The organism is Pseudanabaena cinerea FACHB-1277, assembly GCF_014696345.1.
GTDB lineage: Bacteria > Cyanobacteriota > Cyanobacteriia > Pseudanabaenales > Pseudanabaenaceae > Pseudanabaena > Pseudanabaena cinerea.
Map to the genome: position 1 here is coordinate 28,297 of NZ_JACJPY010000028.1, position 22,951 is coordinate 51,247.

General features: G+C 45.4%; 24 protein-coding genes. 15 read left to right on the forward strand and 9 right to left on the reverse strand.

The window, feature by feature from the left end:
• The first annotated feature begins 28 nt into the window (after window positions 1-28).
• Window positions 29-1,951 carry a 1-deoxy-D-xylulose-5-phosphate synthase gene (dxs, locus tag H6F44_RS10525; protein WP_190350914.1) on the forward strand — a complete coding sequence of 641 codons (1,923 nt, stop codon included), beginning with the start codon at window positions 29-31 and terminating at the stop codon, window positions 1,949-1,951.
• A 141-nt stretch (window positions 1,952-2,092) separates the two neighbouring features.
• Here the strand turns inward: dxs and H6F44_RS10530 are convergent, their stop codons facing one another.
• On the reverse strand, window positions 2,093-2,515 hold the full coding sequence (locus H6F44_RS10530; RefSeq protein WP_190350915.1) for a hypothetical protein: 423 nt from the start codon (window positions 2,513-2,515) through the stop codon (window positions 2,093-2,095).
• A gap of 242 nt (window positions 2,516-2,757) precedes the next feature.
• Here H6F44_RS10530 and H6F44_RS10535 point away from each other — a divergent pair, with 242 nt between their 5' ends.
• Window positions 2,758-3,321 carry a pentapeptide repeat-containing protein gene (locus H6F44_RS10535; protein WP_190350916.1) on the forward strand — a complete coding sequence of 188 codons (564 nt, stop codon included), beginning with the start codon at window positions 2,758-2,760 and terminating at the stop codon, window positions 3,319-3,321.
• Between the two features lie 87 nt (window positions 3,322-3,408).
• Here H6F44_RS10535 and H6F44_RS10540 read toward each other — a convergent pair whose 3' ends face one another.
• From H6F44_RS10540 to H6F44_RS10565, 6 genes are all read right to left on the reverse strand, one after another.
• The gene (locus tag H6F44_RS10540; protein WP_190350917.1) at window positions 3,409-4,746 is read right to left on the reverse strand and encodes a four-carbon acid sugar kinase family protein; all 1,338 of its coding nucleotides are present in this window, start codon (window positions 4,744-4,746) and stop codon (window positions 3,409-3,411) included.
• 134 nt (window positions 4,747-4,880) lie between these two features.
• Window positions 4,881-5,780: a DMT family transporter gene (locus H6F44_RS10545; protein ID WP_190350918.1), complete on the reverse strand. Its 900-nt coding sequence runs from the start codon at window positions 5,778-5,780 to the stop codon at window positions 4,881-4,883.
• Between the two features lie 32 nt (window positions 5,781-5,812).
• Entirely contained in the window at window positions 5,813-6,526 is a 714-nt protein-coding gene (locus tag H6F44_RS10550) for a hypothetical protein (protein WP_190350919.1), read from the reverse strand.
• Window positions 6,527-6,680: 154 nt separating this feature from the next.
• Window positions 6,681-7,676, reverse strand: a complete 996-nt coding sequence (locus tag H6F44_RS10555; RefSeq protein ID WP_190350920.1) for a pentapeptide repeat-containing protein — start codon at window positions 7,674-7,676, stop codon at window positions 6,681-6,683.
• 11 nt (window positions 7,677-7,687) lie between these two features.
• Window positions 7,688-8,353, reverse strand: coding sequence for a glycerol-3-phosphate 1-O-acyltransferase PlsY (gene plsY / locus H6F44_RS10560; protein ID WP_190350921.1), 666 nt, complete (start codon window positions 8,351-8,353; stop codon window positions 7,688-7,690).
• Between the two features lie 214 nt (window positions 8,354-8,567).
• Window positions 8,568-8,771, reverse strand: a complete 204-nt coding sequence (locus H6F44_RS10565) for a hypothetical protein (protein WP_190350922.1) — start codon at window positions 8,769-8,771, stop codon at window positions 8,568-8,570.
• 413 nt (window positions 8,772-9,184) lie between these two features.
• On the opposite strand from H6F44_RS10565, the gene H6F44_RS10570 reads away from it, so the two are divergent.
• Together H6F44_RS10570 and H6F44_RS10575 are read left to right on the forward strand one after the other, a co-directional pair.
• Window positions 9,185-10,864, forward strand: coding sequence for a DUF6930 domain-containing protein (locus tag H6F44_RS10570; RefSeq protein ID WP_190350923.1), 1,680 nt, complete (start codon window positions 9,185-9,187; stop codon window positions 10,862-10,864).
• Window positions 10,865-10,967: 103 nt separating this feature from the next.
• Window positions 10,968-12,059: a thiamine phosphate synthase gene (locus H6F44_RS10575; protein ID WP_190350924.1), complete on the forward strand. Its 1,092-nt coding sequence runs from the start codon at window positions 10,968-10,970 to the stop codon at window positions 12,057-12,059.
• A gap of 92 nt (window positions 12,060-12,151) precedes the next feature.
• Here H6F44_RS10575 and glcD read toward each other — a convergent pair whose 3' ends face one another.
• Complete coding sequence (gene glcD / locus H6F44_RS10580; RefSeq protein WP_190350925.1) at window positions 12,152-13,654, reverse strand: glycolate oxidase subunit GlcD; 1,503 nt, start codon at window positions 13,652-13,654, stop codon at window positions 12,152-12,154.
• Window positions 13,655-13,889: 235 nt separating this feature from the next.
• On the opposite strand from glcD, the gene rpsB reads away from it, so the two are divergent.
• From rpsB to H6F44_RS10605, 5 genes are all read left to right on the forward strand, one after another.
• A complete protein-coding gene (gene rpsB, locus H6F44_RS10585) occupies window positions 13,890-14,669 on the forward strand; it encodes a 30S ribosomal protein S2 (RefSeq protein WP_190350926.1) in 780 nt (259 codons plus the stop codon).
• Window positions 14,670-14,914: 245 nt separating this feature from the next.
• Entirely contained in the window at window positions 14,915-15,229 is a 315-nt protein-coding gene (gene rpsJ, locus H6F44_RS10590; RefSeq protein WP_009625825.1) for a 30S ribosomal protein S10, read from the forward strand.
• 122 nt (window positions 15,230-15,351) lie between these two features.
• A complete protein-coding gene (locus H6F44_RS10595) occupies window positions 15,352-16,383 on the forward strand; it encodes an MBL fold metallo-hydrolase (RefSeq protein WP_190350927.1) in 1,032 nt (343 codons plus the stop codon).
• Window positions 16,384-16,748: 365 nt separating this feature from the next.
• Complete coding sequence (locus H6F44_RS10600) at window positions 16,749-17,003, forward strand: hypothetical protein (protein WP_190350928.1); 255 nt, start codon at window positions 16,749-16,751, stop codon at window positions 17,001-17,003.
• Window positions 17,004-17,117: 114 nt separating this feature from the next.
• Entirely contained in the window at window positions 17,118-17,528 is a 411-nt protein-coding gene (locus H6F44_RS10605) for an IS66 family transposase (protein WP_190350929.1), read from the forward strand.
• A 182-nt stretch (window positions 17,529-17,710) separates the two neighbouring features.
• Here the strand turns inward: H6F44_RS10605 and H6F44_RS10610 are convergent, their stop codons facing one another.
• Window positions 17,711-18,763, reverse strand: a complete 1,053-nt coding sequence (locus H6F44_RS10610) for an NADP(H)-dependent aldo-keto reductase (RefSeq protein ID WP_190350930.1) — start codon at window positions 18,761-18,763, stop codon at window positions 17,711-17,713.
• Window positions 18,764-18,924: 161 nt separating this feature from the next.
• Here H6F44_RS10610 and H6F44_RS10615 point away from each other — a divergent pair, with 161 nt between their 5' ends.
• From H6F44_RS10615 to H6F44_RS10640, 6 genes are all read left to right on the forward strand, one after another.
• A complete protein-coding gene (locus H6F44_RS10615) occupies window positions 18,925-19,119 on the forward strand; it encodes a hypothetical protein (RefSeq protein WP_190350931.1) in 195 nt (64 codons plus the stop codon).
• A 37-nt stretch (window positions 19,120-19,156) separates the two neighbouring features.
• Window positions 19,157-19,690, forward strand: a complete 534-nt coding sequence (locus H6F44_RS10620; RefSeq protein ID WP_190350932.1) for a hypothetical protein — start codon at window positions 19,157-19,159, stop codon at window positions 19,688-19,690.
• A gap of 5 nt (window positions 19,691-19,695) precedes the next feature.
• Window positions 19,696-20,052 carry a nucleotidyltransferase family protein gene (locus H6F44_RS10625; RefSeq protein WP_190350933.1) on the forward strand — a complete coding sequence of 119 codons (357 nt, stop codon included), beginning with the start codon at window positions 19,696-19,698 and terminating at the stop codon, window positions 20,050-20,052.
• Window positions 20,039-20,395, forward strand: coding sequence for a HepT-like ribonuclease domain-containing protein (locus tag H6F44_RS10630; RefSeq protein WP_190350934.1), 357 nt, complete (start codon window positions 20,039-20,041; stop codon window positions 20,393-20,395). Before H6F44_RS10625 ends, H6F44_RS10630 begins: the two co-directional genes overlap by 14 nt.
• Window positions 20,392-22,476, forward strand: coding sequence for a tetratricopeptide repeat protein (locus H6F44_RS10635; protein ID WP_190350935.1), 2,085 nt, complete (start codon window positions 20,392-20,394; stop codon window positions 22,474-22,476). Before H6F44_RS10630 ends, H6F44_RS10635 begins: the two co-directional genes overlap by 4 nt.
• Window positions 22,477-22,614: 138 nt before the next feature.
• Window positions 22,615-22,854: a hypothetical protein gene (locus H6F44_RS10640; RefSeq protein ID WP_190350936.1), complete on the forward strand. Its 240-nt coding sequence runs from the start codon at window positions 22,615-22,617 to the stop codon at window positions 22,852-22,854.
• Window positions 22,855-22,951 lie beyond the last annotated feature (97 nt).

A 22,951-nucleotide genomic window follows, 5' to 3' on the forward strand; every position in this document is an offset into this window, starting at 1 on the left:
TTTTATAAAAAATCATAAAAAACTATATATGCGGCTAAGTGAAATTACTCATCCTAATCAATTGCATGGGCTGACGATCTCGCAGTTGGAAGCGATCGCCAAGGAAATCAGGCAAAAACATTTGGAAACCATCGCCGCCACAGGCGGACACCTAGGACCTGGGCTAGGCGTGGTCGAGCTAACCCTCGGCTTGTACCAAACCCTCGATCTTGATCGCGATAAGGTCGTTTGGGACGTTGGGCATCAGGCATATCCCCATAAACTGATCACGGGACGCTACAAAGATTTCCATACCCTGCGGCAAAAGGATGGCATCGCTGGCTATCTCAACCGTCGCGAAAGTGAATTCGATCATTTTGGCGCTGGTCATGCTTCCACTAGTATTTCCGCAGCTCTTGGCATGGCGATCGCCCGTGACCTCCAAGGCGAAAATTATAAAACCGTAGCGATCATCGGTGATGGCTCCCTCACAGGTGGCATGGCACTAGAAGCGATCAACCATGCAGGACATCTGCCTAAAACTAATTTGTTGGTTGTTCTCAATGACAATGAAATGTCAATTTCTGCCAATGTGGGCGCAATTCCCAAGTACCTCAATAAAATGCGCCTCAGCCCACCGATGAAATTTATCACCAACAATCTCGAAGGGCAGATCCGCAATATCCCCTTTGTCGGCGAACAAATCAGCCCCGAAATCGAACGCATCAAGGACAATATCAAAATTGTGACTATGGTGCAGAATAAAGTCGGAGCCGTATTTGAAGAACTCGGCTTTACCTATATTGGTCCCGTGGATGGTCACAACCTCAAGGAATTGATCGACACCTTCAAAATGGCGCATAAGCTCACAGGTCCTGTCATGGTTCACGTTAGCACCACCAAGGGCAAGGGTTACAGCTACGCCGAAGCCGATCGCGTGGGCTACCATGCTCAAAATTCCTTTGACCTCGCCACGGGCAAAGCCAAACCCTCTAGCTCTAGCAAGCCCAAGCCGCCTAGCTATTCCAAGGTTTTTGCCGATACCTTGATCCAACTTGCCAAGCATGACAAGCGCATCGTTGCCATTACCGCCGCCATGTCTACGGGTACGGGTTTAGATAAATTCCAGGCTGCCTTACCCCATCAGTTTGTGGATGTTGGCATTGCCGAACAGCACGCGATTACCCTTGCCGCAGGGATGGCTTGCGAAGGAATGCGCCCCGTTGCCGCCATTTACTCCACCTTTTTGCAACGTGGCTTTGATCAAATCATCCATGATGTCTGTATCCAGAATCTGCCCGTCTTTTTCTGTCTTGATCGCGCAGGCATTGTCGGAGCCGATGGTCCCACCCATCAAGGGATGTATGACATCGCCTATCTGCGCTGCATTCCCAATATCGTGCTGATGGCTCCTAAGGACGAAGCCGAAATGCAAAGCATGATTGTTACGGGCTTAACTCACAATGGCGCGATCGCGATGCGTTATCCTCGTGGTAATGGGGTGGGCACACCTCTGCAAGATGAGGATATTGAGCCATTACCCATCGGCAAAGCGGAAGTATTGCGCGAAGGTAAGGATCTATTGCTATTGGCATATGGCTCAATGGTCTATCCATCTTTGCAGGTTGCTGAACTCTTGAATGAACATGGTGTCAGCGCCACAGTGGTTAATGCCAGATTTGCTAAGCCCTTGGATATAGATTTAATTCTGCCCCTTGCTCAAAAGATTGGTAAGGTTGTCACCCTTGAAGAAGGCTGCTTGATGGGTGGTTTTGGTAGCGCGGTTTTAGAGGCGTTGAATGATGCTAATGTGCTTGCGCCTGTTTACCGCATTGGCGTTCCCGATATTCTTGTAGAACACGCTTCGCCAGAGCAGTCCTTCAATTCCCTCGGCTTATCCAGTGGACAAATCTGCGATCGCATCCTCAACCAGTTTGTGTTTAATCGTCAGGAGCAAGCTGCTGTTAAGTAGATAAAATCCTTTTGATTCCCCCCCAGCCCCCCTTGTGAAGGGGGGAGAAAAAAATTCCTCCCCATTTTTAAGGGGGATTGAGGGAGGTCTTTACCTTCAGAAAATTCCTCCCCCCTTCGCAAGGGGGATTGAGAGGGGTCTCTACTTATTGTTAAACACTTCCAGAGCTTGGCGACAGAATTGCCTTAACTTTTCTGAGCCATCTTCCATCGGCAACTTATCGCCAAAAAACTGCCAACTCTCAACGGTCGAGAAGCGCCATCGCTCTCCCTTAAAGTCGTGACCGCAGGCTTCAATACCGATCGCCCGCAAATCTTGATCCACAGGATCTTCATAGAGTCGGATTTGAAAAAGAATACTGCGTACCTTCAGCCGCCAACTCACCCCAGGAAAATGGAATCCAATATCAATGGAATCTGGATCGAGCAGGCGGCGGGTATCAGAATTATTCAGCCAAGGCTTGAGATCGGAACCTGCGGCAGGATAAATCTCCTTAAACAGGTTAACAACTGTAGCAATTTTGGTGGCTAGTTCGACATTTCTCGCTTGTTCGGCGGCATTCACAGGCAAGCTCCTCAAAAATACTTTTATGGCTTTGTTTAGGGTAAATTCATTTACCTAGCGATCGCTGTAACGATTGCTATAATTCTAGGCTTTTTGACAAATTTTGTGGCGATCGCCCAAGCCTAAAACCAAGGGGTGAAATTAAGCAATCCTTTAGGGTGAAGAGATTATCACAGCGATCGCCCTAATATTGAAAATACTGGTTAAAAACTAGCTAGCACTTCAGTTAGAGAATGATCGCTATGATGTCCATCCAAAACGCAAGCCCCTACTCTCCAACTCACAGCAATAACCAACCTCCCAAATTTAATGCTCTTGCGATGGGGATGGCAATCAAGAGTATGTACGAGCAGGGACGCAAAGACTTTAATTGTGAAAACCTAGCAGGATTGAAACTGTCCTGCTGTAAGCTTCCATCTATCAGTCTGAATAGCTCTGATCTGCGCGATGCTGATTTAGATTTGACAGATCTCAGTGGGGCAAATTTGCAGGGAGCCAACCTTGAGCGATCGACCTTAAGCTTTACCAATCTTAGAAGAGCAAATTTAAGTAATGCTAATTTGCAAGGGGCAAATTTAAGTGGCGCAGATTTGCAAGGGGCATTATTACGGGGTGCAAATTTACAAAATGCTAATTTACGAGGCGCAAATTTGAGTCATGCTTATTTAGAATTTGCAGATTTACAGGGAGCAGACTTGACGGGGGCGAATTGTTTTGGATGCAACTTGAGCTACAGCAAAATCAGCGATACCGATTTTACTGATGTAAACCTTAATAGGGCTAATTTAGTTGGTACGGGTTTCTAGAGCTTTGCTAAAACGTAAAACCAAGGAATTGAGTGGCGGCGCGAAGCACCGCCACTCAATTCTTTAGTTTTGGGTAAATGATTATCCCTAGCTAATCCCGATCGCCAAACGGTTATAGACCGTTGCCAAGGCTTGGGCATCGCCAACATTGCCAGGGAAAAGCACAACGGGCAGTTCAGGGAATCGTGGGTGATCGGCAGGGGTTTTGACAACGGAGCAACCCGCTAAAATTTGCCCTAATAATCTTGCGGTCGGTAGATTTAGCCCCGTACTCAGCACATCATTAGAGGTAATGCCACCCTTGCTAATCAGAAAGCCGATATCATTTGGTAATTCCTGCACGATCGCCATCAACAAAGCGGACACAGACTGACCAAAGGCAAGGCGAGTGGTGATATCTTCAAATACTAATTCTTGGCGACTGGTGAAGACCACTGCCGTTTTCCCCTGTGCATGGGCTTGATAGACCTGAGCTAGTGCTTCTTGTTTGAGAAGCTCTGACTGGGCGCTATCCGCCAACAATCGCGCCACCTCGATTTCCACTGGCACTGTGTTCGCAGCCTTGAGCAAATTTTCTAACTGCTCAGTGGTTTTCTTGACATGGGAACCCACGATCGCTACTCCCGCTTTGGGCGATCGCATATATTTCGACATCTCTGCCGCCGCGATGGGCTGGGGTGGCAATTTAGCTAGGGCGGTCAATATACTAGCGGCACTGCGAAATAAAAAGCGCTTGCCCATTGCCGCCACAGCCAAAATATCAGCAGCAAATTGATTGAGATCCCCTTGGTTTTCGGCATCCACCACACAACATTGATTGTCATGCAGGCGTTGCAAGCGTTGACGACTGCCTGCCCTGATGTCTGACAATAGGAAGCGCTCCACCTTGTCCGCAGGGATGCGCCCCTTGGTCTTTTCTGCCACATAGTCGGGTAGATAGCTATGGGTATAGCCAAATACTGAATCTTTGGCGAATTCTGTTTCATGGACTGGTGTGGGTACGCCATTGACCACAAGGTAATGCACGCTCGCTTTGGTAAAGCGTCCACCTTCAAAAAATGCGGGTACAAGGAAATGGGCATCAAAACCACCTAGCTCTTCGGCGATCGCATCGGTTTCGATGGGGTAATGTCCGCGCAGGGTCGAGTCAGAGCGACTGACGATCATAAATTCTTGAATATTTTCCGCAGCGATCGCAATTTTTAAGTTCTGACAAACTTCGCGGGTGACATGGGTCGCATCTTCAGGGGTCAGCGATCGCGTATTTGTCAGCACAAACATAATCGGCGCAGCATCAGCTAAGCCAATCCGCAGAGTATCGACATCCCATCGAGTTAGTAATAGACAGCTATGCACAGTCTGAGAGCCTGTGGGATCATCGTCAAGCACAATAATTTTGGGTTGTCGGGAAGAAGTTGCTGCCATTACAGTTGGATTAAAGTCCGATAGGATGCGTAGATTACATTCACCAAAGATACAGCGCTTTGGGCTGAATTAAAACCCATAGAGAATCACGAAAGCTCAGCCAAGCCGCACTATCCTAATTCTCTATGCCAATTTTACCGATTGCAACTCTGTCGCCCTAAAGCCACACATACAATTACTCCCGAAGCAAAGCCGATGGTCGAAAAAGTCAATGGCTCTTGGAGTAGAAATGAAGAGGCTAAAATTGTTAAAAATGGTTGTATTAGCTGCAATTGCCCAATTTTGGCAATTCCCCCCAAAAATAAACCGCGATACCAAGAAAAGAAGCCGATAAACATACTAAATAGGCTGACATAGCAAAAACCTAACCATGCCTCCCTCGAAATCGCCGAAACCGATGCGGGTGCATGGTGCAGCACAATGGGCAGCAAACAGGGTAAAACAATCACCAAAGACCAGCAAATTACTTGCCAAGAGCCAAAAGTCCTGGCTAAAACTGTCCCTTCGGCATAGCTAAAACTGGCGGTAATCACTGAGCCTAGCAGGGCGACATCGGCAAAACTAATATTGCCAGTCCCAGAGGTCAGTGCAAAGGTCATGACCAAACCACTACCTGCGATCGCGCAAAGCCAAAACTGCCAATTAGCTCGCTCTCCGCCACGCCATACCCCAAACAGCGCCGTTGCTAGAGGCATCAGCCCAATGATTACCGCCCCATAGGAGGCTGAAGCATCCCGCATCGCTAAGCTAGACAGCAATGGGAAGCCAATAATGCCACCACTTGCCACCACGATAAAATTAGGAAAAAAGCGCCAAGATGGAATTGTTTGTTTAGTTGCCACCAATAGCACAATGGACAAACAAGCCGCCACCACTGCCCTGCCTAAGCCCACAAATACAGGATCAAGTCCCGTTAGTGCCATTCGCGTTGCTGGCAAAGTCAGGCTAAATATCATTACCCCAAATGCACCATAGATTAGTCCCCATAGCTCTTGTTTAGGATCTTTGGGCTGTGTTTTTTGAGATACATTCATTTTTTGATATGGGGCCTGTAGTTGGCATTGCTTTAATAAAAGGGTTTAAGAACCTGCAAAATCACGGCAGCAGCTCTTTTAGCGTCCTCAGGCTGATCGAGGGTTTGACTGACTTGTATCAATTGATCTTCTAATCCTTCAAAAGTTTCATAAGCCTGAAAAATCAACTGAATCAAATCATCTAGGTCGTACGTGTAAAGGGCTGACCAGTCTTTCTCCTGAGGGCTAAAACGATAATGCAAACTAGAGAATAGCAGTATTTTTGCATGGAGAGGACTTATATTCCGTGAGATGTCGGCACGCAAATCGAAGAGATTTGTGAGATATTTCAGATTGTGGCGATGGGGAATCGTGTCATGGTCGGTTTTTTGATCTATAAATGGTGCTGTTTTTTGGGCGATCGCCAGTCCTTCAGGATCAAGAAAACTAGGGGGCAGATGTCCATCATCGCGCAGGGTATACAAAAAGCCAATACTATCGATCAGGCTATCGGCGGCGAGTAAATAGTCTGCTTGCTTACTTAATTGTTTGACATGGCTATTGAGAGTTTGTTTGAGGTTCTTGAGTTCAGGAAACATAATCATCAATTCACGCACAAGTTGCCGAACGTGCAACGCTCTAATTTCGTTGACATCGTTAGACCAAGTATCATGACAGGTAAAGAGGATGAGTCGTTTGATGCGAAGTACATTGCTGTCCTGTTCCAAACTATCAATTACTTCCTCCAGAAGATTAGCATCTTCCATATTTTTTTCGGTATTGATGAAGGTGGCAAGATTTGTGGCGATCGCCAGATGAAATTAGATGAGATCAAACAAGGTCAAAGCCGATCTTGCTTGATCTTGTTTGATCAAAGCACTCTGCGTCAAGGTTAACAATACTAATTTTGCTCAATTCCAACTAAAGCCGATGCACTTTACCATCGGGCATAGTCGTGCCACTGAAGATCGTGCCAATGGTACTAGCGCCACTCAGCTCTGCACGGGTAAGAATGGCTTCGCTAAAGTCGGCTCCATCTAGATTAGCCCTCACCAAATAAGCATCCACAAGGCTAGCTTGGCTGAGATTTGCACCATCTAGCAGCGATCGTGATAGATCACAGCCCGTTAAGACTGCCTGAATCAAGCCCGCACTGCTAAGGGTTGCCATGCTCATATTTGCCTTGGTCAGATTTGCACCAAATAAGTTGGCAAGGTGAAGATTAGCATTTTTGAGATCGACCCTAGTTAAATTTGCACCCTTGAAATTTGCCTCTGTCAAGTTAACGCTACTAAAATTGGCTTCAGGCGCAATCAGATCGATCGCGATCGCGCCACTGAGATTTGCCCCTTGTAGATTTACCCTCGATAAGGTTGCCCCACTTAAGTTTGCCCCTGAGAGATCCACTCCCGACAAGTCCGCACCACTGAGATTTGCACCGCGCAAGTCAGCCTTACGCAAATTTGCGCCATTCATGGTGGTGGGTGGATAGCCACGCTCCTCCCGCATCAAAGCGGCGCTGAGAATGGCACAACGCAGATTTGCGCCACGTAAGTTCACACTGCGTAAATCCGCCTCCACTAAGTTGGCATCCATCAAATTTGCCAATGATAGGTTAGAACCAAATAGATTAGCCCTTTGCAACATTGCGCCATGCAAATCTGCTTCAGACAGATTGGCATTCATGATGATCGCCTGATTGAGGGTTGCCCCACCGAGCTTTGCCCCCGTGAGGTTGGCATGGTTGAGCGTAACTTTGTTGAGATAAGCAAATACAAAGCTAGATCGGCGCAGATCTGACTTAGACAGATTTGCGCCAATAAGATCACTATTGTAAAAATTGACATTGGCAAGATTGAGTCCAGAAAAGTCACGCCGTCCAGCCGTATATTCTTTTAAAAGTTTTTCCACACTCATGGTTTGCAGAGCTAGTTAGTTGAGTTGGACTGGTCGGATTTAAAGCTAAATTCTGTACCATTTAGCAATCTTTCAATATTAGATCGGTGTAACCAGATCACAAACATACAGCCAACGGTTACAAAAATGGAATAGGCTATATTGCTTTGTAATGTCCACATCAAAATTGGCGCGATCATGGCAGCAGAAATTGAACTGAGGGAGACAATGCGCCAGATTGCCATTATGCCTAGCCAAACACCAAGGGCGGCGATCGCCACCGTCCAATTCAATACGAATAAAATACCGACACCCGTTGCCACCGATTTGCCCCCCTTAAATCCGAGCCAAACTGGGCGACTGTGACCAATTAAAGCCAACATGCCTGCCCCAATTACAAATAAAGATAAATTGGGGATGGGCGATCTCGTTTGCTCAAGGACAAAGGCATTAAAAACTAAGCTTTGTAGAAACTCAGCAGACTGCATCATCAAGATCGCGATCGCCCCCTTCGCAAAGTCCACCACAAACACCGTGATCCCTGCAACTCTGCCCACATTGCGCCAAACATTTGTGGCTCCTGTCGATCCTGAGCCAAGCAGGCGAATATCAATACCTTGCCACCTGCCCACTAAGTAACCCGTGGGTAGAGATCCCAAAAGATAAGCGATCGCCAGCAAGAGATAGGGAAACCACATATGTGTAATACATAAATATATAGTGAAATTGTGGCAAAAACACAGTAGATATAGGGCGTTACAGCGTGGAAAAATTGCCAAAATGTTACAGCGCTTTACGCTGACTAAAAACCCAGAAAGATGATTGAAGGTGTCACAAAACCCAGCTTTCAATAATCTTTCTGTACTACTAAAAGCCTTGATCGACTAAAAGGATCGGGCATTTAATGCGGCATTAGTCGATCGAAATTGATTGTGGACCATCTTTTTTGCCATTACTATCAGCAGAAACAACTGTTGGTGAAGCCCCTTGCTTTTCGAGCCAACTCTTGAGCGGATCTTGCTGAAGATCCAGTTTGAGAAAGCCTGAAACGAGTCCACCAAAAAAGGCGACAGGCTGCCCTAAGAACTCATTGACAATCGGTTTTAACTCGTCCATAGGAATAAATTTAAGATTCTTGTTAAGATGTTTGATGAACTTATGTGCATTGATTGTAGCATTGTTACAGCGCTTTGCGCTTAATTAAAACCTAGAAAATTTTTCGGAATTGGCTCTCAGCAAAGATTCCAAAAGTTTCTCTGGAATACTCAAAGCTGCCATAGGCTGTAACTATTTTGAAATCACTTTATGAAATCACTTCACGACTAGCCCTTTGCCTTGTCCGCGAAAACTTTGCTGTTTTTTTAGATGGTTACGTGTTTATTCTAAAAGCAAGGGTTTTGAATTTTCACTTTACCCGCGGCAAAATGAAAACAGCTATAAAATAGCTAATTCTCGCCATATCATAGTTAAATCGATCAATGCACTCTGGCCAATTTATCCAAGAGTGGCTAATCTAGAGAATACTTTCGATGACCACGCTAAACCCTTCCACCCTTCGCCGCCTTCAAAAGCTCAAACATTCAAATGCTGTTTGGGAGGGCGATCGCCGTTCTTTGCCAGCGAAGATCCGCCATCAGTCAGACTCTTCTAATATCATTCCCCTCCATAACCGTGAAGAGGAGTCCACGCCCCATTGCATTTTGTGGGTCGATGGCTCAATGGGAATGGTGCGCTCAATGGATGTGGTAGAAACTAATGTGGGGCAAGAAGCCTTTGTCCGCGCTTTGTTGCAGGCAATGGAACATCCCCAAAGCCCAGCCCAACCATCTCGCCCTCAAAAGATTCTGGTATGCGATCGCGAACTACAATTTTACCTGCGTGGCGTTTTACAGGACTTGGGCATTACCGTTGAGTATGTCGAAAGGCTACCGCTTATCGATGAAATCTTTTCCCACATTCTCGAAAGCTTTGCTGCTAACCCGCCCCTAGTGCCAGATAAATATGCAGCGACCCTATATCGACAATCGGAAGCACTATGGCAAAATGAGCCTTGGGAAGGACTATGGGATCATCAAGTCATCGCGATTAAGTTAGATCGTTGGGATCTAGATACGCTTTATGCGATCGTCATGGGCAGAATGGGGCTAGAGCGTGGAGTGATTTTTTACCGCAGTGAGGCATCTTTAGTCAAATTCCGCCAACGTATTATCGCGGGTAGCTCTGAAGATGAAATGGAAGAGACTTTTTTACATCAAGATTGTTTATTTAATCTCTTTGAAACTCCCGAAGCCAATGATGAGCCTTTTGCTGCGCCCCGCAATCTGTTCTTCAATTTGCCTAGTGCTAAGCCCCAGATGAAACCCATCTATGGCACATTACATCCCCTTGAAGGTGGTCGTCCCTATCTCTACGATGAGGAGGCGATCGCCCTAACCGTTGCCCTAGAAGCTTTTAATAAATTTTGGGAACAACATGGCAAACGCATCTCCCAAAAGTTTAGTGCCATATCTAGTACCTATAGTATCTATGCTCCCAATTTTGACAATGAAGCGGAGGAGCAGATAGAGGTATCGGTCAAAACCATGCCCGATCTCGCATCGGAGTTAAATCAGTTATCGGAAAGGGCGGTTGATTTTGACGATGACGATTCACCTATTATTCACGAAGATATCTTCCCAGATAATAGTTTCATTGATATGGTGACTTTGCCATGGGATAATGTTGAATTTTTAAGGAATACTAATATTTATCAACAAATTGGCGATCGCAGTCCCGCCGTGATCGCTAATCGCAAGGGTGAGGGTGTGCCAGCCCTATTAATTCAAACGTCGCGCCCCAAGGCAATGGAACTCATCAACAAAATCAAGGACTTCGACGGCATCAAGTCACTATGCTTCAATCCTGCGGAAGACTTTTTTGGCAATCAATGTCATCTTGGGCTAATGATTATGGGGAATGCCGACATTCATTTGTTTGGTGAGTTTGACAAGCCCACGGTCAATGGCGATCATTTCAAACGTTGGAAGCAACGGGCTAAAAACTGCAAGGGCAATATTGCGGTAATCATTGCAATGGGAGTCACGGGGGCAACCAAGGGCAAACCCGCTCCTCGCCATGTATTGGCATATTATGAAATCAAACTCATCGATGCTAAAGAACTGGGGCTAGGCAAATTATTGGCTCAACCCGCCTTCGACATTGACTTTTAGAAAAGATCCCCCTCAATCTTCCTTGGCAAGCGAGAAGCAGAAAGTTCTCCTCCTTTTCGATGCGGCAGGGGGGATCGCATCCTTAAAACGAAAATAACAAGATATGTCTGAACAGATTATTTATCGTATCCTTGATGCCAATCTTGATCGCGCCCGTGAAGCGATTCGCACCATCGAAGAATGGTGTCGGTTTGGGCTAGAAAATCGGCATCTCTGCGATCGCTGTAAGCAAATGCGGCAAACATTAGGGCAGTGGCATCGGGAAGAATTTCGCCGCGCCCGTAATACGGACGATGATCCTGCCACCGATCTTAATCATGCTCAAGAATTACAGCGTACTGACATCCAAGCTGTACTAAGGGCAAATATGGCAAGGCTACAGGAAGCGCTACGGGTTTTGGAAGAATATAGCAAGGTGATTGATCCGCAAATGGGGGCGGCGGTGAAGCAAATGCGCTATGGGGTCTATAGCCTAGAGAGTGAGCTAATCAACCATACGGCTGCTAATCGTGATCATGATCATAATCTTGATCTTGGGCAAGTGCGCCGCCGCAAGTTGCAAACAGCAAAGCTATATTTAGTGACGATGCCTGTGGATAATATCATTGCTGTTGTGGAATCAGCCTTACAGGGTGGGGTTGATATTGTGCAGTTTCGCCAAAAGGACGGCGATGATCAGCCAAGATTTGTCATTGCCCAAGCCCTTTGCCAGCTTTGCCATCGCTATGGAGCGCTATTTATTGTTAATGACCGCGTGGATATTGCGATCGCTGTTGGTGCAGATGGTATCCATGTGGGACAAACTGACTTACCCGTAAGCGTAGTTCGCCAGATTCTGAATGCCAATGGCAATGGGGCTGACCAATATATCATTGGGCAGTCAACCACCAATCCCGAAGAATTGACGATCGCCTTGCAAAATCAGGTCGACTATATCGGCGTGGGACCAGTTTATGCCACCCCCACCAAGCCCAATAAACCCGCATCTGGGCATGATTATGTGCAGTATGCTGCCAAAAATGTGGAGATTCCTTGGTTTGCGATCGGGGGCATTGATGCTACGAATCTCGTTGAGGCGATCGCCTCAGGTGCAGAACGGGTGGCGATCGTCCGCGCCCTCATGCAAGCCGAGCAGCCCCATCTCATTGCCCAACAAATGAAAGCGATGCTAAATAAGGGCTACACAAGAAAATAAAGAACCGATTTTTAGTGGCGCGGCTTCGCCGCGCCACTAAAAATTTGGTTCCTTATTAAATCGCAGAACCCTAACCATTAAAAACAAAATCATTAAAAGCGATCGCTTAGTTTGTATTTAGCATCATGACTAGGTTTTGCCCCCTCACCACAGGTGCGTGGGGTTGGCAAGATTTTGGTGGGGTTGGCAATGCCCTTAGGGTCAAAAGTGTCCCGTAACCAGCGCATGGTTTCTAAATCCGTTTCACTAAACATTTCTGGCATATAGCATTTCTTATCTGCGCCAATGCCATGCTCACCCGAAATACTGCCGCCCACCCTGACACAGAGTTTGAGAATCTCACCGCCTAATTCCTCAACGGTTTCGAGAGCGCCAGCTTCGGCATTGTTGTACAAAATAAGTGGGTGCAAATTGCCATCACCCGCATGAAACACATTGGCAACATGGTAGCCATATTGTTCGCTTAATTTCGCGATTTCCTGCAATACATAGGTGAGCTTAGTGCGAGGAATTACGCCATCCTGTACATAATAATCGGGACTGAGGCGACCCATTGCGGCAAAGGCAGCTTTACGCCCTTTCCAAAGTCTTAACCTCTGTTCGGGTTCGGTGGCGATCGCCACATTTCGCGCCCCATTTTGATAACAGATTGCCTCCACCCGTTTGGCACTTTCGGCAACCTCACTGGCTAATCCATCAATTTCAATAAGTAGAATTGCCGCCGCATCACGGGGATAGCAATTAGTCGCCACCGTATCTTCAACAGCATTAATACTCATATTGTCCATGATTTCCATGCCGCCTGGGATCAATCCTGCACCAATCACATCGGAAACCGTTGCCCCTGCGGCTTCAACATTGGTAAAGTCGGCAAGCAAAACTTGAATAGATTCTGCGGATTTAAGAATTTTGAGAGTAATTTCTGTGGCAATGCCCAAGGTTCCTTCAGAACCCACAAACACACCCGTAAGATCATAGCCAGGAGCCTCTGGGATCTTGCCGCCGATATCTTTCACTTCGCCATTGGGAAGCACAATTTTTAAACCTAAAACATGGTTGGTGGTCACGCCATATTTCAAGCAATGCACCCCGCCAGAATTTTCAGCGACATTACCACCGATGGAGCAGATCACCTGACTGGAAGGATCGGGAGCATAATAAAAGCCAGAACCACTAACCGCCTGTGTCACCCAATTATTAATCACCCCTGGTTGAACGACCACACGCTGATTTTCAAAATCCACCTCTAGAATTTTATTCATGCGTGAGGTGACGATCAGCATGGAGTTGGCAAGGGGCAATGCGCCGCCCGATAGCCCTGTCCCCGATCCACGGGCGACAAAGGGGATTTGGTGGCGATCGCAGACCTTAACCACTGCCGCCACTTCAGCAGTGCTGCGCGGCAACACCACAAGGGCGGGCTGTTGTTTATAGCTAGTTAAACCATCGCATTCATAGGCAAGCAATTCTTCGCGGGTACGCACCACATAGCGATCGCCCACAATCGTGGCTAATTCAGAGGCGATCGCCTGCCAGTCAATGGAGCTTGAATTTGGAGGCGATGAGATATGTAAACTAGGGGCGATCGCTGTCATAGGGCAAACACTTTTAAATACTGGAATAAATGTTGGGATAAATACTGGGAAATTTAATATAACTAGACTCCAATTATAGGTTATCCTAGACAAGCTGTTAAAAAACACACGCTTGAGGTTTCGGGTGTTTTTTAGTTTTTAAAATCTTGCCAAAGCCTTGCAAGCATAAAATTTTAAAAATTACGAAATTCCATCTCAGGCGCAAGGATAAACCCGAACAAAGGAGAAAACTTAAATGGGAGTCGTCACCCTAGCCCAATTGCTAGAGTCTGGAGTTCACTTCGGGCATCAAACCCGTCGTTGGAATCCCAAAATGGAGCCATACATCTTTACCGAGCGTAATGGCGTTCATATCATTGATCTTGTGCAAACCGCCCAATACCTCGAAGAGGCTTACGCCTATTTGCGTCAAGCTTCAGAACAGGGCAAAAAAGTATTATTTGTTGGCACAAAGCGCCAAGCCGCAGGCTTGATCGCTCAAGAAGCCTCTCGTTGTGGCAGTTACTTCATCAACCAGCGCTGGCTCGGTGGAATGCTCACCAACTGGACAACGATCAAAACCCGTGTCGATCGCCTCAAGGATCTCGAACGCCGTGACGAAAGCGGCGCACTCGATCGCCTACCTAAAAAAGAAGCATCCACCCTGCGCCGTGAAATGGAGAAGCTCCGCAAATATCTGGGCGGCATCAAGCTCATGCGTAAGCCACCTGATATCGTAATTGTGGTTGACCATAAGCGCGAATATAACGCTGTACAAGAATGCCAAAAGCTGCGTATTCCCATCGTCTCTTTGCTAGACACCAACTGCGATCCTGACAGCGTTGATATCGGCATTCCTGCCAATGATGACGCAATTCGCTCCATCAAACTAATCGTCGGTAAGCTTGCCGATGCCATTTACGAAGGTCGTCATGGCGATATCGAAGACATCGAGTACGAAATTTCTGCCGAAGAAGCAGAAGCATTAGTTGATGAAGATGCAATCATTACTGGTGACGAAGAGGAAGAAGTTTAAGAACTTCTTGCCAATCCCTCACCAATTTAACTAACTGTCAAACCTTCCCAATTTGTATTAGGACAAATCAGCAAAGCCCAAGATAAGAGTGGTAAGCCTACTCGCTTCTTGGCTTTGTTTCCTAATAAAACTGGCGATCGCTAGATTAAAAACTGGCACAATAATTTGATCTCATTTGATTTTAAATTATGCAAGTGCTAACATAAGAAACGCTGAAAAATTTACCCGAATATATTCCTAAGACTGTGGCACCTCAACAACAAAAGATTCGGATTCGTCTCAAAGCTTTCGATCATCGCCTGCTAGACTCATCCTGCGAAAAAATCGTCGAAACTGCTAATCGGACCAATGCGGCTGCCGTCGGCCCCATCCCCCTCCCTACTCGTCGTCGTATTTACTGCGTCCTCAGATCTCCCCACGTTGACAAGGACTCCCGCGAGCATTTTGAAACCCGCACCCATAGTCGGATTATCGACATCTATCAACCCTCTGCTAAAACCATTGATGCGCTGATGAAGCTAGATTTGGCGGCAGGTGTTGACATTGAAGTTAAATTGTAAAAATTTGAAAATCCCAAAAAAGAGAGAGTGGCAGTGCTTTGCGCTGCCACTCTTTTGTCATTTCTTATTTTGGTATAAACTCGCTAAACTATAGTTGAAAATCGTAGCTCTCAAGAATACAAATGCTGAAAAAGCTAAGGATTAAATATTTACTGGTAGCTCTCATGGCAGCGATCGCCACCATTGCGATCGCTATATTTCCAGCGCTGACGATGGGAAATGGACTGCTACAGGCGCAAAACCAACCTCAAGCAAGCCCCACCTTGGCTCAAGGCAAGCCAGTAGAAACAAACCTAACCACGGTGAGTTTGCAAAATGCAGGGCTCCAGTTACAAGAAGTTGCACAGGGCATCTATGCACTGGTTGCCAGCACTGATTTCCCCCCCGCCAGCCCCACCGTTGCCATTTGTAACGGCGGCTTCATCATCGGCAGCGATGGCGTATTGGTGATTGATCCTTTTCAAACCCCTGAACTAGGTAATTTGATGATTGCAGTGGTCAAATCCCTGACCGATAAACCTATCAAATATGTACTAAATACCCATTATCACTTTGATCACACTGGTGGCAATGCTACCTTTGCGAGGCTTGATATTCCCGTTATGGGGCGGGGGGTGATTCGAGAATATATCCAGAGTGGTAAGAATAATACGGCTGGAGTAACACCTCCGACGGTGATTATTAATAGCCAAACCGATCTCTGGCTAGGCGATCGCTTAGTACGCATTGAGCGTGTTGATGGTCATTCCGCAGGAACTGATCTCGTTGCCTATGTGCCTGATGCTAAAATTCTATTCACTGGCGATATGGTTTTTAACAAGCGCATTCCTTACACAGGCGACAGCGATATCCGTCAATGGCAAGGTAGTTTGTATCGCCTCATTGCCACCTATCCAGAGGCTAAAGTTGTGCCTGGACATGGTGATGTGACTGATGTTACGGGGCTACAAGCACAACAGGCTTATTTTAGTTGGCTAGAGCGCACTGCCCTAGAATGGAAATCTCAGATCTTATCTAAAGAACAGGTATTGGAGAAGTTTGCGAAGGTTCCTGATGCTTATAAGGATTTCAAATTTAAGGCAATTTATCCTCTGAATTTAGAATCTGCCTATGAGCAGTTTACGCGCAGTAAAACAATTCCTCTAATTCCTTAATAGAGATTTTTAAAATCTCAACTAATAAAAAGCTTGAAATCATTACCAAGAAATAATTTCAAGTTCTTTATGATTAGGAATAAGAATTTATTAACCCCAAAGGTGATAGAGGCTAAGTACACCTTTCCACCTTTGGACATTGATTGCAGAAGTTGTTTTAATTATTCCTTAAATGTTTCGGGTCTTTTGGATACTGGCTCTAGTGTTAATGTCTTACCTTATGACATGGGGTTAGCATTAGGTGCAATCTTGGAAAATCAAAGCTAATATAAAGCTAATATTATGTTTCACGACACCTGAAGCTGTGAACAAAGTGCTAAGAGCCTTAATTGAGTCTATGCCTCAATCATCAGTTGGCTAAAACTATGGTAATTGCTCAACCTAGAAAAATCAAAGAAAAAAAGGTCGAAAAGTGGGAAAATGACAGGATGAAAGAACTTCCCAATCTCAAGGAGCTAACAGAAGAAGTGAAAGAAGCCTTGATAGTGGAATTATGGGAAAAAACACAAAAGTTAGAGAAACCGCTAGAAAAGAAACCAAAGAAAACGTCAAAAAACTCCAGCCTACCACCAGCGCGAGGATTTAAAGCTCAAACAAAAAGTGGAAGAGAAAGGGAATGACCAGCAGCGAACTAGTAGCATAGGGAGAGAAGGAGGAGTTCGTCCGTTGAGTGAAGCTCCAGACCAAATCATCAAAGCCACCGTAAAAAGTTGTGCAGAATGATGCAGCAGATGATGTCGGAAGTGTTCGGATTAGAGATTTCAGAAGGGGCGATCGCCAACCTGCTGATGCGCGTGCAAGGACAACTAGAGAATGAGGTAGAGAATATCCTCAAAGGAGTCAGAAGCGCTCGACTGATATGCAGTGATGAAACAAGTGCGAGAGTAAATGGCAAAAACGAGTGGGAATGGGTATTTCAAAACGACCAAGTCTGTTTTCATATCATCCGTCCATCCAGAGGTGGTGATGTCTTCAAAGAAGTGGTGGCAGAACACCAGCCCGAAGTATGGGTATCAGACTTATATAGCTCCCAGAAGACACATCCCGCCATTGGGGTCGAGATTTATTTGCGATGGTTCGCTCTATTGTTAATACTGGAAAGAGACATGGTTTATCCACTTTTGAATCGATTCTTGCTGCTTTGAATCCCCTCAAATCCCTATTTTCTCTAATGCGATCGCCCAGATTGACTTCACGCTTGGCAGTGTTGACAGCTTGAGTTAGTAATTTACCTAGCGATGCCCCCGACATTAATTTTGACCCGTTTAATAGGCAACAGGAGCGATCAAGGCAAAATTACCAACGATCGCCCCTTTTGCTAATGTTTTTAAGGGGCAGGATTGAAATAGCGATAATGGACTTCTTCAATGGCGGTCAAAATTTCGGCGCTAAGCTGCACCTTGGCGCTGTCGATGTTTTCTTGCAGTTGTTCCATTTGGGTTGCGCCAATAATTGTACTAGACACAAACCAACGACTGCGGACAAAGGCGAGGGCAAGTTGCACGGGTGATAGCGCATATTGCTGAGCGATCGCCACATAATCAGCGATCGCCAAATTTACATTCGTTTTATAGTAGCGCTGTCCAAAATTAGGAAATAGCGCCATACGGCTATTGGGGGGAGTGGTTTGCAAATATTTACCCGACAAGCGCCCAAAGGCAAGGGGGCTGTAAGCCAGTAACCCCACATTTTCGCGATAGCAAGCTTCCGCAAGGTTAATTTCAAAGGTGCGATTAACGAGGTTATAGGCATTTTGAATAGAGATAATTTGCGGTAAATTATGGATTTTGGCAAGGTGACTAAATTCACAAATGCCCCATGCTGTCTCATTGCTAACGCCGACATAGCGAATTTTCCCCGCCTTGATCAAATCTGCAAAGGTTTCTAACTGCTCATGCAAACTCACCATTTCGCGCTCCTGTGCAGGATTAAACTCCACCTGCCCAAACATCGGTACATTGCGATCGGGCCAATGGATTTGATAGAGATCGATATAGTCAATTTGCAGACGCTTGAGGCTGTCTTCAACCGCTTGCAATACATTCTTCCGACTGAGGGCGGCGATCGCATCATCTCGCAACCATTTATAATTGCGCCCCGTGCCAATGATTTTGGTGGCGATAATTAATTTGTCTCTTTGGGCTTTGATGTGGGGCTGCGCCAACCACTCACCCAGATACTGCTCTGTCGTGCCTTGGGTTTGGGCATTGGGCGGCACGGGATACATTTCTGCCGTATCAATAAAATTTATACCTTGGGCGATCGCATAGTCTAGTTGTTGATGTGCCTCAGCGATCGAGTTTTGCTGTCCATAGGTCATCGTCCCTAGACAGATCTCGGATACTAAGAGTTCACTATTGCCAAGTTGGTTGTATTGCATATGGTTTAGACTCCTGTTAGTCACTTGTCGCTTTAATTTCGGCAGTGATGCTTTAGCATAAATAATCTGTAATGCTTGCACAAAAAGGGGCAGCGATCTTTAATCCATAAGATAAAATTGCAATTTTTGTTCTTGAGAGCATAAACTTTCGAGCAGAATCAATGAAGCAAATTACGCCATTGGGTAGCGTCTTAAAGGAAGAGTTGCAGGAAGCAATCAGTGATGCTTATGGAGTGGCTCTATCAGGTGTGGCGGCTGAGGCTTTTGGTGGTTGCTATACGGTTACACAATTAGCGGCTATGGTCGATCTCGATAGGATTATCAATCAGGCGATCGCTTTAGTTTCTAATAACTAAGATAAAATCAAGGCAATGGTAAATCATTGGTGCAATTATGGAAGTTATTACTCCAATTCTGGCTGCGATCAAAATCATTGTTGACTCTGGGGTATTGAGCAAGGTCGGTGATGGTGCAATTGCTAAAGTTGGTGAAAATTCTGTAGATTTTGTCAGCAACTTGGCTCAGAGATTATGGTATGTGCTAGTACAGAAAGCTCCTGATACTAAGAAATGGGGTACAGGTAAAGAGATCGATTATCAGCAAGCGGTAATTGATGTGGAGGCGATCGCCTCCGATCCTGAAGTTGCGAAGTTGTTGGATGAGGTGCGATCGCTACTATCAAGTAATCAAGAACTAGCGGCTAAGGTTGAGGCTTTGCAAAAACAAATCGAGCAGTTAACCAATACAGCAAACAATCCCCAAAGTACACAAGTGGCTCTTGAGTATTTTGAAGCAGGAGAGCTAGAGGGAGAAATTAGGCAAGAAAAGCCTCAGAGCGATCGCCAACAGAATACGGAGCAAGTGGCAGCAAGGAATGTCAAAGTAGCGGGTAAGGCAGTAATTACAATCAATCAGAAAATAAATTGATGCTTATGAATACATTGATACCTCAATCGTCTGCGCTTGGGCTTGCCTTTGGGCTTTCCTTAAATTTACCAAAGCAACAGATTCAGGCATTTTGCCAGCGTTGGCAAATTCAGGAATTATATGTGTTTGGCTCGATCTTGCGGAATGATTTTCGTGAGGATAGTGATGTTGATTTTGTTTATAGGTTAGAGCCGATCGCTTCGTGGAGTTTTGGCAATTTGCTGGATGCGGAAAAGGAGTTATCGGCAATTGTGGGGCGTGAGGTGGATTTGGTTAGTCAAAGAAGTATTGATCGCGATCGCAATTGGCTGCGTAAGCAAAACATTCTCAATTCAATGAGGTTAATCTATGTCGCAAAATAGAGACCCTGAATCCCTTCTAGATATTTACAATTACGGACAACAAGCGATCGCTTTTGTGGCAAGTCTGACTCAAGAAGAATTTGAAGAAGATGATAAATCGATCGCCGCAGTCATGTATGTAGTTGCCATTATGGGAGAAGCAACGAAGCGTTTATCAAAGGAGTTTCGTCAACAGTATGACTTTATTCCTTGGGGAGACATAGCGGGAATGCGCGATCGGCTAGTCCATGATTATAAAAACATCGATTTGGATATTTTGTGGGATATTGTAAATGTGGAAATCCCTAGACTCTTAGCACAAATTCAGCCAATGATACCAAGTTTTGAGGAGCGGTCGGAATGAGCGATCAATATAATCAAACTGGGATTAGCGATTCGACTTTTGGCGACAATGCTCACATTGAGATTAAGCAGGAGATTAACGCGCCACGCCAGAAGCAACCCATTCCTGACAATGTACCTGTCGCTTCGCCGAACTTTGTGGGGCGGGTGCAGGAGCTTAAAGATATTTATGCCAAGTTGCAAACAGGGCAGGGGGTGAGTGTCTGTGCGGTGGAGGGCATGGGCGGATTGGGCAAAAGCGAACTGGCGCGGCGCTATGCTTGGGAATATCGACAGGAATATGCGGCGCGGTATTGGTTTTCGTTGCGGGGGGTGGGGTTGGCGCAGGCGGTGGTGACTTTCGCGAGTCGCTATCTGGATTTGCCAGAGGTGATGCAGTCGCAAACCGTAGAGGCGCAAGCGGAATGGTGTTGGCAAAATTGGACACCGACTGAGGGGAAGGTGTTGGTGATTTTGGATGATGTGACCGATCTCAAGAGTATTCCGCAACAGGCGCGCCCCTTGGCGGATCGCTTTCAGATTTTGGTGACGACCCGCAAGCGGAAGTTGAGTCCGTATTTTGCGGATATTCCTTTGAATGTGATTTCTGAGGATGAGGCGTTGGAGTTGTTGAGGAAGTTTTTGGGCGCGGCGCGGGTGAACCGTGAGGAGGACGCAGCAAAGGCAATTTGTGAAGATTTGGGTTATTTGCCCTTGGGTGTGGAGTTGGCGGCGCGATATTTGCAACTGGATGAGGATCTGTCGCTGGGCGATTATCAACAACGCTTAAAGATCACCGATGAGTCGTTGGCTTTGCAGGAAACGGAAGAAATTAATGCGGGGCGAGGTGTGATCGCGGCGTTTGAGTTGAGTTGGCAGGAGTTGAGCGCGAGTACGGCGAAGGCGGCGATGTTGTTGGGGTTGTTTGCGCCTGCGGACATTGCTTGGGGTTTGGTGGAGGAGATTGCGGCGGATTTAATCGAGGTGGCGGATCTGCGGGAGGGGAGAAAGCAGCTTAATAATTTGTATCTGATTAAGGCTGTGGATCAAGAGCGCACAAGATTTGCGATGCATTCGCTGACTAGGGAGTTTTTGCAATGGAAACTCGCTCAAGACTCGGATACTAATCGTCTATTTCGAGAAACCTTTGTTACCAGTTTGCTCAACAAAGCCAAACAAATACCCCAATCACCAACGCGAGATCTGATTGCCGCAGTAGCTCCCGCAATTCCGCATTTAGATATGTTGAGCCGTGAAATGCTCGATGATATTCCCAATCTTGAAGAAGATTTAATTTGGGCTTTTATTGGAATTGCAAGATTCTATGAAGGACAATCCCTATATTCATCTGCAATGCTTTTTTATCAAAACTGTCTTGAAAATATTAAATCTTACCTAGGATTAGAACATCCTACGGTAGGAACTATCCTAGAAAATATGGCTAAAATAGACACATTGCAAGGTGATTTTGGCAACGCAGAAACTCGATCACTAGAAGCAATTTCTGTGTTCAAAAAAGTTCTGGGAAACTATCATCAATATGTTGCTTATAGTTTGAATAGTTTAGCAAATTGCTATTATGAGCAATGCAGGTATAAAAAAGCTGAAGAGTGTTTATTACAATCCCAAGAAATTATTCGTATTACCTTAGGAGAAGATAGTTATCTATTTGCTGAAAACCTTTCTAATCTTGCCAATCTTTATCGAATACAACAAAAATTTATCGAAGCAGAAAGTCTATTTCTTAATGCCTTTCGTATTTTAAGAACCCAATTCTATGATGATGATTTGCGGATTGCAACTATCCTTAATAATTTGGCTGAATTATATAAAGATCAAAAGAAATATAAAGAAGCAGAGACTCTATTTTCTCGTTCACTTTCTATTTGGTATCAAAATTTAGAATCATGCCATATTGATATTGCTCTTGGACTCAATAACTTGGCAGAATGTTATCGATTACAAAATAAGAATGGGAGTGAAGTAAAATTTCTTTATTTAAAAGCACAAGAAATTATGGAAAAAGCATTAGGTGAAAATCATATAAAGGTAAAAATAATTCGAGCAAATATGCGTCTTTTTCTTAAAGGACAGAACCTTTAAAATTAAAGTAAAATGCAGAAAATCGAAATCGCTTTATCAACAAGCCCTTGTTTTGAGGCAAAACCATTGTTGAGCAATAGATGTATAAGGCTTACTTGGTTGCTACAATTGCTTTAGTCTCAAAAAAACCTAAAGGCAATGCAAATAAATAAGTTTGTGGCAATTGGCGCGATCTCTTTAGTATCTATCAGTGTGATCGCATTTCTCAATAATGTTAAATATCAGGAAGAGAAAAAGGCAGCACGGCTAGGGCTAGGAGGCGCTAAAGTACGATGTTCCATGCTTTCATTTAATATCAGAGATGTCGAATCTTGGAAAGAGGCGGTAAAAGCTCCGTCAAATCAAGAAAGGGAAAAACATAAACAGTATTTACTCTGACGGGGCGACAAAAGATATGGGAAGTATGAGTAGATGGGGATTTGAGGATTTAAGATAAAAAAGATAGGTCAAGTCATAGTAAGTATGACCTATCTAG